The sequence below is a fragment of the Nocardia iowensis genome (assembly GCF_019222765.1).
GTDB lineage: Bacteria > Actinomycetota > Actinomycetes > Mycobacteriales > Mycobacteriaceae > Nocardia > Nocardia iowensis.
Genome location: NZ_CP078145.1, coordinates 2,163,071 through 2,179,063 on the forward strand (window position 1 = coordinate 2,163,071; position 15,993 = coordinate 2,179,063).

Consider the following 15,993-nt stretch of genomic DNA (forward strand, 5'->3'; position numbering starts at 1 on the left):
ATGGACACCGTCGAGATCAACGAGGCACTGGCACAGGTCTATACGCTGCCGCAAGGACGAGTACGCGTCGAACGACTGGAAATCCTTGCGGCGGCCGCGAAGTCGGGACCGGACCGGCACCTCGAAGGTCGCGTGCTGCTGGAGCTGGCCGAATCCTATGCCTACGCGAGCGAACGTGACCTGGCGCCGGTCGCCTACGCCAGGCTGCTGCGGATCTATGACGAGCACCCGGTCGAGTTGGGGCCACTGACCTATTCGGTGCATTGGTACCTCAAGTGGATGACCTGGGGGCTCATCGACGATCCCGCGGTACCGCTGCCGACCGTCTACCGCTGGTTCGACGAGCTCGAAAATCGCTATGGCCAGCGCGGTTACAGCCTGCGGCCGGTGTTCGCGCTGCGCGCCCAACTGGCCAGGCAGCTGGGCGACCGCGAAGGTACCGCCCGGTGGCACGAGCAGGCGATGGCGGCACCGCGCGACAGCATGTCCGACTGCGAGGCCTGCGAGCGCAATGAATGGGGTAGCGGCAGTGCGGCTTCGGGGGATGACGTGGGCGCGCTCGCGCACTGGCAGCCGGTGATCGATGGTGAGCTCGGCTGCGCCGAAGAGCCGCATCGCGTGCTGGCTCAGGCACTGCTGCCACTGCTGCGCACGGGCCGCGTCGCGGCGGCGCGCGGCGCGCACTTGACGGGGTATCCGCTGGTTCGGCACAGCGAGAGCTTGCGGCCGTCGGTGGCGGCGCATATCGAGTTCTGTGCGCTGACCGGGAACGAAGGGCGGGGACTGGAGATTCTGGCCGAGCACAGTCGTTGGGTCGGTGATCCCGGCGCGGACGTCGGTGCGCGTCTCGCGTTCATCACCGGGGTTTGTGTGCTGTTGCGCAGGCTGGTCACGCTTGGACTGGGGTATGTACGGGTCGCGGACGGGACCGTGGATTCGGTACTGGTGGAACTCGATACGGAGATCGCGGGGCTGTGCGCGCGGTACGACCTTCGTAACCGGAATGGCGCGGTCAGTAGCCGGGTGGCCGCGCGGCTGGCGGGACAACCACTGGTGGAACGGCTTCCGCTCGGCTTGCGTAGCAGACTGCCGAGGGTCGTGCGCACCTCGGCAGCCGTTGCGCTCGATTCCGAACCATCTCCGGAAGTTGTGAGCTCCGAGGATGACCGGCTGGCCGAGGTGTTGCGGCTGGCGGAATTCGGTGCCGCTCAGCTGGCCGATGCCCCGGAAGTCGCGGAAGCCCGCCTGCGGGAAGCGTTGGCGATCGGTGGCGCGGTACTGCCCGCGGAACATTTGGCACGGCTCAGCTCACAACTGTGCATCGCGATCGCCGGGCAACCGAATCGCGAGCTGGACCTGGCGGACGCGGCGATCCGCGCCGCCGCTCGCTGGGAGGCGCTGTCCGAACCGGATCTGCTGCACCACACCGTGATTGCCGCGCGCGCCTGCCATCGCGGTCGGCGCCACGGCGAGGCCGTCGCCCTGTTCGAGGAGGCCTTGGCGGCCGACGGGCTGCCCTACCCACCCGCCGAAATAGCAACGGTTCGTGCGCAATTCGGTGAATCGTTGAACGCACTGCACCGCTACCACGAGGCCGCCCGGCAATTCGCCGAAGCCGCCCGGCTCGTCGAGCGTGACCCCGACCGCCGCGAGCAGCACGCCGGACTCGCCTTGGCGGCCGCCACCGCGCTGGAATACTGCGATCAGGACGAAGCGGCGGGGGCCGCCTATCAGCGGGCCGCCGCATTGTTCGGCGACCTCGGACAGGTCGTGTCGCGGGCGCGCTGCCTGCGGTCGGCGGCGTGGTTGCAGGTGTGGGGGTCCGCCGGGCCGGATCGGCCGTGGTTGAGCGCGATGCAGGCATTGATCGCCGAGTTGGCAGGGATCGATGGCGACTCGTCGACCGCGGCGGTGGCCGCCGAACTCGCACAGACCCGCCGCGAGCTGCGGGAAATGCTGGACGCGGCGGACGGGGACCGGGTGGCGGGCGAGTAGCTGCCTGCGGTCGCCAGCAGTTGACCGCGCCCCGGCTTGCCGCCCAGGGTTGCCCGGAGCCGACCGATTAAGCTCGGCACTCATGCAAGAGACAGGTCGGCGCGGCCGCAAACTGGGCGTGATGGGCGGCACCTTCGACCCCATCCACCACGGTCACCTGGTCGCCGCCAGCGAGGTCGCCAATCGGTTCGAGCTCGACGAAGTGATCTTCGTCCCCACCGGTCAGCCCTGGCAGAAGTCGGATAAACAGGTCAGTCCGGCCGAGGACCGCTACTTGATGACCGTGATCGCGACCGCCTCGAACCCCAGTTTCTCGGTCAGTCGCGCCGACATCGACCGGGAAAAGGTCACCTACACCGTCGACACGCTGCGCGAGATGCGCAGCAAGCATCCGGACGCCGAGCTGTACTTCATCACCGGAGCGGATGCGCTGGCCAACATCCTGACATGGCAGGATTGGGCCGAACTGTTCGAACTGGCGAGGTTTGTCGGGGTGAGCCGTCCGGGGTACGAGCTGAATACCGATCATCTCGAGGAGCATCTGCGCGATCTTCCAGCCGATGCGGTGACCATGGTCGAAATCCCGGCACTGGCGATCTCGTCGAGCGAATGCCGTCGCCGCGCCGCCGAGAACCGGCCGGTGTGGTACCTCGTCCCCGATGGCGTGGTGCAGTACATATCGAAGCGGCACCTCTATGTGCCCGCAGGAGCGGAAGGTAGCTGAGTGAGCGAGCGTAGCGGGGGGCAGGCATGAGTGCGTCCGTGGAGTCGGTTGAGATCGCGCAGGTCGCTGCGCGGGCGGCGGATGAGAAGTTGGCCTCCGACGTGGTGGTGCTCGACGTGTCCGAGCAGCTGGTGATCACCGACTGCTTCGTCATCGCGTCCGCGCCGAACGAGCGTCAGGTGAACGCCATCGTCGACAACATCGAGGACAAGCTCCGCGAGGCCGGGCACAAGCCGGTCCGGCGCGAGGGCACCCGCGAGGGACGCTGGGCGCTGCTCGACTACGTCGATGTCGTGGTGCACGTGCAGCACAACGACGAGCGCAACTTCTATGCGCTGGAACGGTTGTGGAAGGACTGCCCGGTGGTGCCGGTGGACGGCATCGGTGCGCCGGAAGCGCGGGCCGCGGCGGTGAACGGTGATGCGGAGAGCGACGCCGAGTGAATGAACGAGTCATCGGTACGGCAGTCTTGTTAGCGGCAGAGTCGAGCGTCAGAAAGGCGCGACCGTGAGTAAGTACGCCGGCGTGCGCACACTGATCCTGTTGCGCCACGGGCAGACCGAATGGAATGCCGCCGACCGGATGCAGGGCCAGATCGATACCGATCTCACCGAGCTCGGTCGCCGTCAGGCGAAAGAGGCCGCGCGCGAACTGGTTTCGCGCAATGCGATCGCCATCGTCTCCTCCGACCTGCGCCGGGCCTTCGAGACCGCGACCGCGCTCGCCGATCACACGTCACTCGACGTGGTGCCCGACCCACGACTGCGGGAAACCGATCTCGGCGACTGGGAGGGGCTGACGCACCTCGAGGTGGACGCCGACTTCCCCGGCGCGCGCCAGGCCTGGCGGCTCGACGCCACCTATCGGCCGCCCAATGGAGAGAGCAAACTCGAGGTCGGCGCGCGAGCGCTGCCGGTTGTCCAGGAATTGCTTGTCGAGCGGCAGGACTGGCCGGGCCGGACTATCATCCTGGTGGCGCACGGCGGGCTGATCGCCGGCCTCACGGCCGCGCTGCTCGATCTGCCGCCAGCGAATTGGCCCGTCCTCGGCGGACTGGCCAATACCAGCTGGGTGCAGCTGAGCAGTCACGGTCCGAGCATCGACCAGCCCGGTTGGCGCCTTGACGTGTGGAACGCATCGGCGAAGGTGGCCTCGGATGTCCTCTGAAGATCCGATTCGGCAGGTGCCGGACGAACTGTTCCGGAAGGCCTCGGCGAAACCGGAACGCTCGATCCCGGACGCGTTGTTCGGTCCGCCTCCGGTGCCGCCGGTGGAGCCCGAAGCTGCTGAGTCGGGGGCCGAGGAGGGAGAGTCGGCTGAGCCCGAAGGTTCCGCTCCGGCCAGTTCGGTAGACCCACCTCCTGAGCGGTCGGTTGTGGTCGCAGAGTCGAGCGGGGCCTCGGTTGTTGCGGGCGGTTCTGAGTCAGGGCGGACTGCCGATTCGGTCGGTGCTGCTGACGAGTCCGCCGCGCCCGCGGGAGTACCCGCCGAGTCCGGCGCTGGTGAATTGGCTGCCGCTGTCGGCGTCGCTGGCGGCTCTTCGGTATCGGCGGACGCGTCGGCTGCTGTGGCCGCCGGTTCGAGTGCGTCGGCTGCGGTAGCGCAGGGCGAGTCGGCTGAAGTGGCGCGGGACGAGTCGGCTGAGGTGGCGCAGGGCGCGTCGGCCACCGGGCGACCGGTGCTGCTGGTCATCGCGGATTCGCTGTCGTACTTCGGGCCAAAGGGTGGGCTCCCCGCCGATCACCCGCAAATTTGGCCGAACCTGGTCGGCGCCGAGCTGGATTGGGACGTCGAGATAGTCGGGCGGATCGGCTGGACCTGCCGGGACGCGTACTGGGCGTTGATCGGTGATCCGCGGGTATGGGCGGCGGTGCCGCGCGCCGGTGCCGTGGTGTTCGCCGTCGGCGGCATGGACACCTTGCCGTCGCCGCTGCCGACCGCGCTGCGTGAACTGATTCGATACGTGCGCCCGCCCGCGCTGCGCCGCAGCGTCCGCGCCACCTACACCTGGTTGCAGCCGAAACTGTCGAAACTCGGTCGCCCCGTCGCGCTGCCACCGAAGGTGAGCGTGGACTACCTGGAGCAGTCGCGAGAAGCGTTGGCGCAGTTGCGGCCCGAGCTGCCGGTGGTCGCGGTGCTGCCGTCCGTGCACAACTGTGCCGCCTACGGGCGAGTGCACTCCGGGCGTGCGCGTGCCGTCAAAGCGTTGCGGGCGTGGTCGGCGCGCACCTCGGTGCCGCTGGTCGATCTCGGCGAAGCGGTGCGCGACAACATCTTCTCCGGTGAGGCGAATCCGGACGGTATCCACTGGGGTTGGGCGGGGCACACGGCCGTGGCCAACGCGATGGTGAAGACCCTGCAGGAGGTTCGGTAGTCCGTGGCCGTCGTGGTCGTGACAGATTCGTCCGCCAGCCTCCCTGCCGAACTCGCCGCCGAGCTCGATATCGCCGTCGTCCCGCTGCATGTGCTGATCGGGGACCGCGCGATCCGCGAGGGTGTCGACGCCGTAGACATCGACTATGCCTCCGACACGGTGACCACCTCGGCGGCATCGCCGGGTGAGCTGCGTGCCGTATACGAGCAGGCCTGGGCGCGCAGTGGTGGCGATGGTGTTGTCGCCGTGCATATTTCGCGTCAACTCTCCGGGACCTGGGAGGCGGGCAGGCAGGCCGTCCGCGATATGGACGCCGCCGACCGGGTACGTCTTGTCGATTCGCTCGGCGCGGGTCTGGCCACCGGGCTGCCGGTGCTGGCCGCGGCGCGCCGGGCCCACGACGGAGCGCCGCTGGATGTCGTCTACGACACCGCGGTCGCCGCGTCGAGCCGCGCCCGCACATTCATCCTGGTGAACCGCACCGAACAGCTGCGCCGCGGCGGCCGACTGAGCTCCGCTGCCGCCTTCTTCGGCAGTGAACTGGTCACCAAGCCGCTGCTACAGATCGTCGAAGGGCGCCTCGAACTCCGCGAGAAGGTTCGGACACGCTCCAAAGCCTTCGCGAAACTCGTTGCGGCAGCGGTGGATGCGGCAGGCGAGGACGGTGCGGCCGTCGCTGTCCAGCACCTCGGCGCCGAAGACGCCGCCAATACCGTCGCCGCCCAACTGCGTGACCTGGTCCCCGGCATCCGCGAACTCATCGTCGCCGAATTCGGTCCCGCGCTTGGCATCCACCTCGGCATCGGGGCCGTAGGCGTCCTGGTACTCCCCGGCGGCTGCACCTAGCCCTGGCTGTTTCGCCGAGCGGGACATAGCCGTGTCGAAACGCGAGTAGAGGGCTCCGTCAGGTCTCGTTCGCCGCATTGGTTGGGTCCGGTTGTGGGCGGGTGGCTGGGGCACCTCGGCGTGCGCCGCGCGCTGACAGGTGTGCGGCTTCGGCGAGTTGTCCACATCCCCGTAGTTGTCAACAGGACGGCTGAATCGCCTGGTCGGGCAAGACCTTTCGGCTTCGGGCCGGAATACGGTCGCCTCATGTCACGACAGGACGAACGCGAACGGATCCGGCGGCGGCTGGGCGCGCTGACCACCCGCGTCAGTGCCAGTAGGACTGGGATCGCGGGTGCGGCCGAAGCCGCGCATCCCCTTGGGGGTCGCTCGCGGGATTTGTCGAGCGGGCGGACGGCTGGAGCAGGGGTGGCCGGTCAGGGGTGGGGTGAGGTCGGTACGAAACTGATGCCCGCTGGCCGGAGCGGGCGCTGGGATCTTGCGGAGGTGCCGTCCGAGGCGGGCAGTGCCGGTCAGCGACGGGGTGAGGTCGGTACGAGACCGGTGGGCGCTGGCCGGAGCGGGCGCTGGGATCTTGCGGAGGTGCCGTCCGAGGCGGGCAGTGCCGGTCAGCGACGGGGTGAGGTCGGTACGAGACCGGTGGGCGCCGGTCGTAGCGGGCGCTGGGATTTTGCGGAGGTGCCGTCCGAGGCGGGCAGTGGTGGTGACGACGGGGATGACGAGGTGGGGGAGGTGCGTGCGCCCAAGTGGCTGGAGGAACCCGTGGCTGGTTCCGGGTGGCGGGATCGGCTGGTGCCGGAGCGGTTTCGAGGTATTCGGTTCGATCCTGGGCGGCGCGGTGTCGGCACCCTGCTGGTGATCGGGGTGGTGGCGATGGTGGTTGCGGCTGTCGTTGTGTTCCGTGAGCGGCCTGTCGCGCAACCGGTGCCGCCATTGCCCGCGGTGCGGACCAGCACTACGACTCCGGCTGTGGCACGGTCGAATTCCACCACTCCGGCGAGTGCGGCCGCATTGCCCGGTGCGGCACCGCAGCCCGCCGAGTCGGGCGCGGCACCGGGTGCCGACGAATTGGTGGTCAGCGTGGTCGGGTTGGTGCATCACACCGGTCTGGTGCGGCTGCCAGCCGGATCGCGCGTCGCCGACGCCCTCGCGGCCGCGGGTGGTACCCGGGACGGCGCCGACCTCGCTGGCCTCAACCTGGCGCAGCGACTGTTCGACGGAGATCAGGTGCTGGTCGGTCCGGCGGGTCCGAACCCTGGACCACCGCAGCTCGGCAGTACCACGATCAACACGGGCGGCCGTACCTCCACCGCGCCGTCCGGGTCGGCCGGTGCACCATCGCCGTCCGGCCGAGTCGACCTCAACACCGCGACCGAATCCGACCTCGACGCTCTTCCCGGCGTCGGCCCCGTGACAGCCAAGGCCATCATCGCCTGGCGCACCGCCAACGGGCGTTTCACCGCCATCGATCAACTCGGCCAAGTAGATGGCATCGGTCCCGCCCGCTTGGCCCGCCTGCGCGAGCTGGTGAAGGTATGAACGCTGATGGAGCGCGACCGGGTGGTCCGAGACAGAGTGGTTCGCCGAACGGCGACGATGCGGAAAGTCCCGCCCCGGGATCGGATGACGAGCCGCAGGTGCTCGATGCTCGGCTGCTACCTGCCGCGTTGTGTTGTTGGGGGGCAACGATTGTGGCGCTGACGGCGGGGTGGGTGGCCGGGTTGTGGCTTGCGGTGGCGCTGGTCGTGTTGGCAATCGGGTTGTGGGTGTTGCTGCTGTGGGCGATGGCACATCGGGGTGAGCGGTGGCGGGCAGTGGCAGTGGTGGCGCTGGCGGCGGTGCTGCTTGCCGCCGGGTTCGCGGTGGCGGCGGCTTGGCGGGAGTATCGGGCGGCGACGCATCCGATGCGGGCGGCGGCGGGGCTTTCGCTGCGGGTAGTGGTGACGCCGAGCGGGGATCCGAAGCCTGTGCGCGGCAACTCATTCGGTGGTCGGCAGTGGGTTGTTCGGGCGAGCCTGCACGAGTATCGGTTGGGTGAGTCGGCGGTGCGGGCTGGTGGCGCGGTGGTGATTCTGGCGTCCGGAGACGGATGGGCCGGGCTGTCGCCCGGCCAGGCGGTGGAATTCCAGGCAAGGGTGGCTCCACCGCGGCACCGTGATCTCACGGTGGCGACACTGCGGGCACAGGGATCGCCCGAGTTGGTCGGAGCTTTGCCGTGGTGGCAGCGGGTAGCTCGGTCGGTGCGTACCGATTTCGCCGACGCGACATCGCGAGCGCTGCCGATGGAACCGGCTGGGGTGCTACCCGCGCTGGTCGTCGGGGACACCTCCGCGCTGCCGGATCATCTCCGCGAGGAGTTCGAAATCGCGGGGCTGGCACACCTTTGCGTGGTCAGCGGTGCCAATTTCACTATCCTGCTGACGGTCGTGCTGTTCTCGGTGCGGGTGCTGACCCTTGGTCCGCGCGCCGGGGCGCTAGTCGCGGGAGCGGCGTTGGTGATGTTCGTGGTTGTCGCACGGCCTGATCCCAGTGTGCTGCGGGCCGGGGCCATGGGCGCGATCACCTTGTTGGCTTTGGTGACCGGGCGGCGGAAGCAGGCCTTGCCCGCACTCTGTGCCGCGGTCATCGGTCTGCTCGCCGTGTGGCCCGCGCTTGCGGTGTCCGCGGGTTTCGCACTGTCGGTATTCGCGACCGCCGGATTGATCCTGCTGGCCCCGAGTTGGGCGGACTGGCTGCGGGCCCGGGGGTGGTGGCGCCTGCCAGCCGAGTTGTTCGCGGTGGCGGCGGGTGCCTTCGTTGTCACCACGCCGCTGATGGTCGCATTGACCGGGCAGCTCAGCTTGGTGGCTATTCTCGCGAATGTTCTTGTGGCGCCGGTTATTGCGCCGATCACCGTGATCGGCGCGACCGGTGCGATCCTCGCCGTTATCTGGTTGCCACTGGCCGAATGCGTTGTGCGTTGTGCCGCACCGCCGTTGTGGTGGTTGCTGTTCGTCGCCGAGCAGTCGGCCGGTGTGCCCGGCGCTTCCGTCGGCGTGCCCGATGGAATGCTCGGTGGGCTGATCGCTTTCGTGGTTGTCATCGTGGGTGTCGTCGCATTGCGCTTCGCCGCAATACGCCGGGTGATCCTGGCTGTGGCCTTCGGCGTGGCGGTGGTGCTGATCCCGGTGCGGATCTGGCAGCCCGGCTGGCCGCAGGCGGGCTGGGTACTGGCCGCTTGCGATGTCGGGCAAGGGGACGGACTTGCCATCTCGGTCGGTGACGGCACGGCGGTGGTGATCGATGTCGGTCCGGACCCACGCTTGATCCGAAACTGCCTGGACCGCTTGCATATCTCACGCATCGAGTTGCTGGTGCTGACCCATCCCCATGCGGACCACATCGGTGGTATCAGCGGTGCGCTGGACGGTCGTTCGGTAGCCGCCTTGGCGGTCGGCTTGCATGAGCTCGCTGGGGTAGCGCCGACAACCGGCGACGTTTCGGTGGCCGGGGCCGACCCGTCGAGTGAGCGGCAGCGGGAGATAACGCGGCACGGCGGGCGAGCGGACGGTCTAGCCCAGGTCGTAGACGTTGCCGACCGGGCTGGAATCCCGCTGCTGGAACTATCAGCGGGGCAGATATTCCGTTTCGGGACAGTCGATTTGCAGGTGCTCGCACCTGAGGCGAGTGCAGGGCGGCCCACCCCCGGTGCCGAAGCAGACGAAGCCAACGATCGCTCGGTCGTCCTGGCGGCAACCACGACCGCCGGTCGCATCCTCCTCACCGGCGACATCGAGGCACCCGCACAACGCGCACTGCTACAGGCCGGAATCTCGCTGCACGCAGACATTCTGAAGCTCCCACACCATGGATCACGAACCACGACAAAAGAATTCCTCGCAGCCGTCCGCCCCCGCCTCACCGTCATCAGCGTCGGCAGCGAGAACACCTTCGGTCACCCGAATGCCGGAGTGCTCACGGAGTTGTCCGCTCTCGGCGCCACGGTGACACGCACCGACCAACGCGGCGACGTGCTGGTCCTAGCTGATGGGGGGTCGTTACGTGTAGTTACCTCCCGGTGAGGGCGTATACGTTCCGTAAAACAACCTGTCACACAATCTGTGCAGGCCCGAGTAGAGTGAAGGCGTGACAAAGCCTGTGAATATGCGGCTACGTGCGGATCTGGTGGAAGCGGCCAAGTTGGCGGCCGAGAGCGACGGCGTCACCCTGACTACCTTCGCTGCCAAGGCGATCGAGGAGAAGCTGCTCCGTCGGGAGTTCGACGAGCATGCCCGCATGGTTAACGAGGCCGAGGCGGGAGATGCCGAGCGACTCGTCCGGAAGTCGCGCGCGGTCCGCGACGGCCTGTCCGCCTGGATAGCGGACCGGCCCTCCGGCGGGTCGGCATGAGACAAGGCGACGTCTTTATCGCCGACCCCTCTCCGTTGACCGGCGAACGCGAGCTGTATTTGGTCATCTCCAGTGACGAATACAACGAGGCCGCAGGCCCGACCGTGGTAGTTGTCGAAATTGAAACCGGAACCCGTTACCGGGCAACGTCTTTCGGAACGGCCGTGGAAACGCCGTTCGGCGTGGCGCTATCCGACCGACCGCTGTGGCTGCCACGAACACATGTGGGCGAACGCTTCGACCGACTCGACCCGGAGCTGACCCGGCGCATCGTCGACGCGAGTTGCCGGGTTCTGCGCGGTGCTCGGTGAACACGCGGAACCTGCGGCGCGGGTCTGTCGGTGGGGGACCGTAGGATCGCTGCCGTGACCGAGCGGAGCGAGCGTCAGCGAGTGGACCATCGACACCGCGTGCCTTCGCGCGTGGCGCGGGCGAGCGTCGGCGAGGTGGCGTCGTGACCGAGCGGCCCGCGCTGCACCTGGTGCTGGGGGATGAAGAGCTGTTGGTCGAGCGGGCGGTGGCGGAGGTTACCGCGCAGGTGCGTGCGCTGGCGCCGGATGCCGATGCGGTGCCGGTGGATCGGATGCGAGCAGGGGACGCGAGTACCGCCGAACTGGCCGAGCTGCTGAGTCCGTCGCTGTTCGCCGAGGACCGGGTGATCATCCTGGAGTCCGCGGCCGAGGCGGGCAAGGACGCGGTCGCGGTGATCACTGCCGCCGCGGGCGACCCGCCGGAAGGCGTGGTGCTGGTGGTGCTGCATTCGGGCGGCGGACGAGCCAAAGCATTGGTACCCGCGCTGCAGAAGGCCGGTGCTGTCGTGCACGACTGCGCCAAGTTGACCAAGGCGGCCGCGCGAGTGGAGTTCGTGCGCGGCGAGTTCCGTGCGGCCGGGGTGCGGGTCGCGGGCGATGTCGTGCAGGCGATGCTGGAGTCCGTCGGATCCGACCTGCGTGAACTCGCCGCGGCCTGCTCGCAGTTGGCCTCCGACACGGGCGGAAAGATCGACGTCGCGGCCGTCCACCGCTACTACTCCGGCAAGGCCGAGGTCTCCGGGTTCGACGTGGCCGAACTCGCCGTCGCAGGCGACCGCCCCGGTGCGATGGAAGCGTTGCGCTGGGCGAACGACCGCGGCGTCCCACACGTGCTGCTCGCCGACGCCCTCGCCGACTCCGTGCACACAATCGCCCGCGTCGGCTCCGCAGGCCGCGGCGACCCCTTCAAACTCGCCCAGCAACTCGGCATGCCGCCCTGGAAAGTCAAAAAGGCCCAAGCTCAAGCCCGCAACTGGACCCCCGCCACCATCGGCTCCGCCCTCCAGGTCGTCGCGGCACTGAACGCCGACGTCAAAGGCGGCGCCGCCGACCCCAACTACGCCCTGGAACACGCCCTCACCCAAATCCTGGACCTGCACTCCATGAGCTGAGCTCCGCTGCCTGCCTCGGCTCGAAGGGGTCCCGCTGAAGATCCGCCCATAACAGGTCGCACGCCTACCGCCATGGCCATGATCAACGGGACGTGGTGGAAGGTCTACTCGTGCGCTGCCGCGTCCATGTCCCACTGATCACGGTTCGCTCGTCGGTGTGGGCGGTCTGCCTTAGTGCGCAGCTACGACAGAGGGCACGTCCACGGCCCTGGCCATGATCAACGAGACATGGTGGAGGGTTCACTCGGGCGCTGCCGCCGCTGTGTCCCGTTGATCATGGTTCGTACGTAGGTGTGTCTGGTGTAGTGGAGTGCTGATGGGGGTCGCCGATCCCGGTGCTCGCCGGACAGCTGGGTGGGGGAGTACACCGAACCGGCTGGCGTTCAGCCGGTCAATGGTTGTCCGGACGTGTGCTGTAGCACATAAATGTGGACTCCATCGCCACCGGATTGCTCGATTCTGTTGACGTGAATGGCTCGCGTCCGGGTTGGGGCGATGTGACAGATCGCGAGGTCAGGTGAGATTTGTCCGGTCTGCGCAAGCAGCGGAGGGCGGATGCGCAGCCTGCTCGCAGCGGCCTGGCCAGCGGGTTCCCGACGAGGATCGCAAATTGCCAGCTATCCATTTCATGTCAAACTGGATTTGGTTATGGACGAGCGAACTGCACCGGTATTTCCGGTTGATGAATCCCGGCGGGCCCGTGCGCGGCGCGCTCGACGGCGGCGGGGTGGCGCGCATCGGCGGCCGTCGCGGCGGGTGGGGCAGACCATATTGAAAGTGGTGGCTGGGGGGTTGTCTACGGCGGTGTTGGCTGGGACCGCGGTCGGATGGGCGACGGAAGGTCGGTTCGACAAAGGGTTCACCAGGTCGGCGGCGTTGGGCGTGGATGCGCCGCGGTCGCTGTCGGGGGACATGAATGTCCTGTTGATCGGTCTGGATACCCGCAAGGATCAGAACGGGAATGATCTGCCGCGGGAGGTCCTGGATCAGTTGCACGCGGGTGACGGCGACGAGGGTGGGTACAACGCGAACACGCTGATCCTGGTGCACATCCCGGCGGACATGAAAAAGATTGTGGCGGTGTCGATTCCGCGCGACGACTACGTCAAGGTGTCGGGTATCCCCGGCTACAGCAACGTGAAGATCAAGGAAGCGTACGGGCTGAAGAAGGCGGCGGTTCAGGACCAGCTGATCAATCAGGGCGTCACCGACACCAAGGAGCTGGAACGCGCGGGACGTGAGGCGGGGCGGGCGTCGATCGTGCAGGCGGTACGCGACCTGACCGGGGTGCCGATCGATCGTTTCGGCGAGGTCACCCTCGCCGGTTTCTATGATCTGGCCAAGGCACTCGGCGGTGTCGAGGTGTGTCTCAACAAGCCGGTGAACGACAGCTACTACTCCGGCGCCGATTTTCCCGCGGGCAGGCAACGACTCGACCCGGCCCAGTCGCTGGCCTTCGTCCGGCAGCGCCACGGTTTGGAAAACGGCGATCTCGACCGCACCCACCGGCAGCAAGCCTTTCTCACCTCGGTGGCCCTGGACCTTCGCAAGTCCGGCACCTTCACCGATGTCGGCAAGCTGTCCGCGCTGATGGACGTCGCCCACCGCAATATCGTGCTGTCCGACGGCTGGAATGTCACCGACTTCTTGCGCACCCTCGGCACGTCCGGCAGCCCGGCCGTCGAATTCCGCACCCTCCCGGTGCTCCGCTACGACACCATCAACGGCCAGGACGTCAACATCATCGACCCGGCGGCCATCCGCCGCGAGGTCCGCGCCGCGTTCGGCGAGCCGGAACCCGCCGCCGCCTTGTTCCATCAGGCCCCGCCGACCATGGCAGCCGCCGACTCGCCCACTGGAACCCCAACGCCCACACCGGATGTGGGTAAGCCGGTCGCTACCACCATCACCGGCGACACCATCCCCTGCGTCAACTGACCTGCCGGGCAACAACTCTCGAAGCTCACAAGGCGGTGATCCGCTGCACCCCCGGCCCGGTCAGTGCGGCGAGCCCCGCCGTACGTCCGGTCGCGACAAGAAGCAGATCACTCAGCGGCCCGCATACCTCATCTGGCCCCGCACCCGACGACCATGCCGCGTCCGTGGCCGTCAACCGCACTCCAGCCAACCGCTTGTGCGCCCCGTAGAACCGGCTGCGCAGTACATGATCGAGCACGGCGATCGCCGGTTCGGTGGGCATCTCCAGCCTCCGGCCGAGTGGCCGAGCGATGTCTTGACCGTGAATCATGATGTCTACCAACGGATCGACCACGCCCGCGCCGGGTGCCCGCCGGGTCGCGCCCGCGGATTCGCGCAGTTGCGCGATCAGCTCGGTCGGTGTGAATCGGGCGGCGCGGTCGCGGGCCAATCGGGCGGTCATTCGGTCCCAGTCGCCGCGGGCGCGGAGGACGCCGAAGATCGTCTCCCACAACCCGACCCGGGAAGACAGGGTCACGTGCGCGAGCACCTCGTGGATGGTCCAGCCGGAGCACAGTGAATCGACTGCCCACTCGGGTTCGGTCAGGTCGTCGAGAAAGTCGGCGAGGGCGAGCCGTTGGGTGCGTATCCATGTGCGTGTCCGGTCGTGATCCATTGCGTCCTCCGCGGTCGGTGTCGATCATCTGTGCAGACGGGGCGGGACGCAGAAATTCATCGTCGCGCCCCGAGCAGCCCGGTTATGCCGTCCGGACCAGCACCGAGGCGACCCGGCGAACCAGCGGCAGCACCAGCAGTAGTGTCGGAAAAGCGATGGGCCAGGACACGGCCCACGACCGCAACCAAACACCGACGGCGAGGCCGTCACTCATCAGTGTGCTGATCAACGAGACGATGCACGTCATCAGAATCGACAGCAGCATCGGCGTGACCACGGCCGAATACCGGGCGGGCAGCTTGCCGAAAGCGTTGCGGGAGTTGGTGTTCGCGGAATTCATCGATTCGCTCCATAAGTGTCCGTCAGGCAGCGGCCCCGCCGGATGGCGTGGGCCGGTGCGTTGGTTGACGTGAACGCTTACGGCGACGCGATGTCGCGGGGCCGAGCATAGGACAGCCTGACGCGGCGGCGCAAGCTGCTCGCACCGCCGCGTCACTCAGGAGCGCGCTTCGATCTTCAGATCGCCGGAGACGACCCCACGGGTCATCGGCCGTGCCAGCATGTCGTGCGGGAACCCCAGTTCGATGGCGCTGACCTGCGCCAATCGAGCCAGCTGGGCGGCGTCGAATTCGACGTCGAGCGCGCCGAGATTGTCCGTCAACTGGGTGGCGGTGCGGGCACCGATGATGGGCGCGGTCACCCCGGGATTCCGCAAGGTCCAAGCCAGCGCGACCTGCGCGGGAGTCTTGCCGAGCTCGCCCGCCACCTCCTTGACGACGTCGGCGATGGTCAGCGCGCGCTCGGTGAGCGCACCGTTGGCGGCGGCCACGTTTTTCCTGGTGCCCTCGGGCGAGCCCGCTGCCTCGTGGTCGAGGTCGGCCCGGCTGTACTTGCCGGTGAGCACGCCGCTGGCGAGCGGCGACCACGGGATCACCCCGAGACCCATCTCCCGCGCCATCGGAATGAGGTCGCGTTCGACGGTCCGCTCGGCCAGGTTGTATTCGATCTGCAACGCGACCAGCGGTGCCCAGCCGCGCAGGTCGGCGATCGCCTGCATGCGGGAGACCTGCCAGGCCGGTGCATCGGAGATGCCGACGTAGAGCACCTTGCCCGAACGCACGAGATCGTCCATGCCACGCAGGATTTCGTCTACGGGGGTGAGGAAATCCCAGGCGTGCAGATACAGCAGATCGAGGTAGTCGGTGTTGAGCTTGCGCAGGCTCGCCTCGACCGAGGCGAACATGCTCTTGCGGTGGTTCCCACCGGAATTGGGGTCGCCGGGGCGGCGCAGCATGGTGTATTTCGTTGCCAGCACCAGGCTTTCGCGGTTGTTCACGGTGAATTCGCCGAGAAGTTGCTCGGAGGTGCCGTTGGTGTACTGGCTCGCGGTGTCGATGAAGTTTCCGCCGCGATCGAGGTAGGTGTCGAACATCTTGCGCGACTCGTCTCGGTCGGCGCCCCAACCCCAGTCGGCGCCGAAGGTCATCGTGCCGAGAGACAGCGGAGACACCCGAAGACCCGAGCGGCCGAGCAGCCGGTAGGTATCGAGGGTGAGTGCTCCGGACATGTCCAGCTCCTTGTCGTTGGTGCTTCCTTTGTGATGAAGCCCAGTCTGGAGCGGTGCCGGGGGAACGGTAAGGGAAGGTTTT

15 protein-coding genes and 1 pseudogene are annotated in these 15,993 nt (G+C 67.7%); 13 read left to right on the forward strand and 3 right to left on the reverse strand.

Going from position 1 to position 15,993, the window contains the following annotated elements; genetic code table 11:
* From KV110_RS09805 to KV110_RS09860, 13 genes and pseudogenes are all read left to right on the forward strand, one after another.
* Complete coding sequence (locus KV110_RS09805; RefSeq protein ID WP_246634437.1) at positions 1-1,995, forward strand: hypothetical protein; 1,995 nt, start codon at positions 1-3, stop codon at positions 1,993-1,995.
* 82 nt (positions 1,996-2,077) lie between these two features.
* A complete protein-coding gene (gene nadD / locus KV110_RS09810; RefSeq protein WP_218475297.1) occupies positions 2,078-2,719 on the forward strand; it encodes a nicotinate-nucleotide adenylyltransferase in 642 nt (213 codons plus the stop codon).
* Between the two features lie 26 nt (positions 2,720-2,745).
* Positions 2,746-3,162, forward strand: coding sequence for a ribosome silencing factor (gene rsfS / locus KV110_RS09815; protein ID WP_218475299.1), 417 nt, complete (start codon positions 2,746-2,748; stop codon positions 3,160-3,162).
* A gap of 64 nt (positions 3,163-3,226) precedes the next feature.
* Positions 3,227-3,886, forward strand: coding sequence for a histidine phosphatase family protein (locus KV110_RS09820; RefSeq protein WP_218475301.1), 660 nt, complete (start codon positions 3,227-3,229; stop codon positions 3,884-3,886).
* A 478-nt stretch (positions 3,887-4,364) separates the two neighbouring features.
* Positions 4,365-5,093 carry a diglucosylglycerate octanoyltransferase gene (octT, locus tag KV110_RS41920; RefSeq protein ID WP_393539118.1) on the forward strand — a complete coding sequence of 243 codons (729 nt, stop codon included), beginning with the start codon at positions 4,365-4,367 and terminating at the stop codon, positions 5,091-5,093.
* A gap of 3 nt (positions 5,094-5,096) precedes the next feature.
* Positions 5,097-5,939 carry a DegV family protein gene (locus tag KV110_RS09830; RefSeq protein WP_218475302.1) on the forward strand — a complete coding sequence of 281 codons (843 nt, stop codon included), beginning with the start codon at positions 5,097-5,099 and terminating at the stop codon, positions 5,937-5,939.
* A 582-nt stretch (positions 5,940-6,521) separates the two neighbouring features.
* A complete protein-coding gene (locus tag KV110_RS09835; protein ID WP_423710195.1) occupies positions 6,522-7,478 on the forward strand; it encodes a ComEA family DNA-binding protein in 957 nt (318 codons plus the stop codon).
* A complete protein-coding gene (locus KV110_RS09840; RefSeq protein ID WP_218475304.1) occupies positions 7,475-10,000 on the forward strand; it encodes a ComEC/Rec2 family competence protein in 2,526 nt (841 codons plus the stop codon). Before KV110_RS09835 ends, KV110_RS09840 begins: the two co-directional genes overlap by 4 nt.
* 64 nt (positions 10,001-10,064) lie before the next feature.
* The gene (locus tag KV110_RS09845; protein ID WP_218475306.1) at positions 10,065-10,328 is read left to right on the forward strand and encodes a hypothetical protein; all 264 of its coding nucleotides are present in this window, start codon (positions 10,065-10,067) and stop codon (positions 10,326-10,328) included.
* On the forward strand, positions 10,325-10,639 hold the full coding sequence (locus tag KV110_RS09850) for a type II toxin-antitoxin system PemK/MazF family toxin (RefSeq protein WP_218475307.1): 315 nt from the start codon (positions 10,325-10,327) through the stop codon (positions 10,637-10,639). Before KV110_RS09845 ends, KV110_RS09850 begins: the two co-directional genes overlap by 4 nt.
* 143 nt (positions 10,640-10,782) lie before the next feature.
* The gene (gene holA / locus KV110_RS09855) at positions 10,783-11,751 is read left to right on the forward strand and encodes a DNA polymerase III subunit delta (RefSeq protein WP_218475309.1); all 969 of its coding nucleotides are present in this window, start codon (positions 10,783-10,785) and stop codon (positions 11,749-11,751) included.
* Between the two features lie 628 nt (positions 11,752-12,379).
* Positions 12,380-12,526 carry a hypothetical protein gene (locus KV110_RS41360; protein ID WP_246634439.1) on the forward strand — a complete coding sequence of 49 codons (147 nt, stop codon included), beginning with the start codon at positions 12,380-12,382 and terminating at the stop codon, positions 12,524-12,526.
* Positions 12,527-12,555: 29 nt separating this feature from the next.
* A pseudogene (locus KV110_RS09860) lies at positions 12,556-13,608 on the forward strand (LCP family protein); the annotation flags it as partial.
* A gap of 106 nt (positions 13,609-13,714) precedes the next feature.
* Here KV110_RS09860 and KV110_RS09865 read toward each other — a convergent pair.
* From KV110_RS09865 to KV110_RS09875, 3 genes are all read right to left on the reverse strand, one after another.
* On the reverse strand, positions 13,715-14,344 hold the full coding sequence (locus KV110_RS09865) for a maleylpyruvate isomerase family mycothiol-dependent enzyme (protein WP_218475313.1): 630 nt from the start codon (positions 14,342-14,344) through the stop codon (positions 13,715-13,717).
* Positions 14,345-14,426: 82 nt separating this feature from the next.
* On the reverse strand, positions 14,427-14,684 hold the full coding sequence (locus KV110_RS09870) for a DUF2798 domain-containing protein (RefSeq protein WP_218475315.1): 258 nt from the start codon (positions 14,682-14,684) through the stop codon (positions 14,427-14,429).
* Positions 14,685-14,840: 156 nt separating this feature from the next.
* The gene (locus tag KV110_RS09875) at positions 14,841-15,911 is read right to left on the reverse strand and encodes an aldo/keto reductase (protein WP_218475317.1); all 1,071 of its coding nucleotides are present in this window, start codon (positions 15,909-15,911) and stop codon (positions 14,841-14,843) included.
* Positions 15,912-15,993 lie beyond the last annotated feature (82 nt).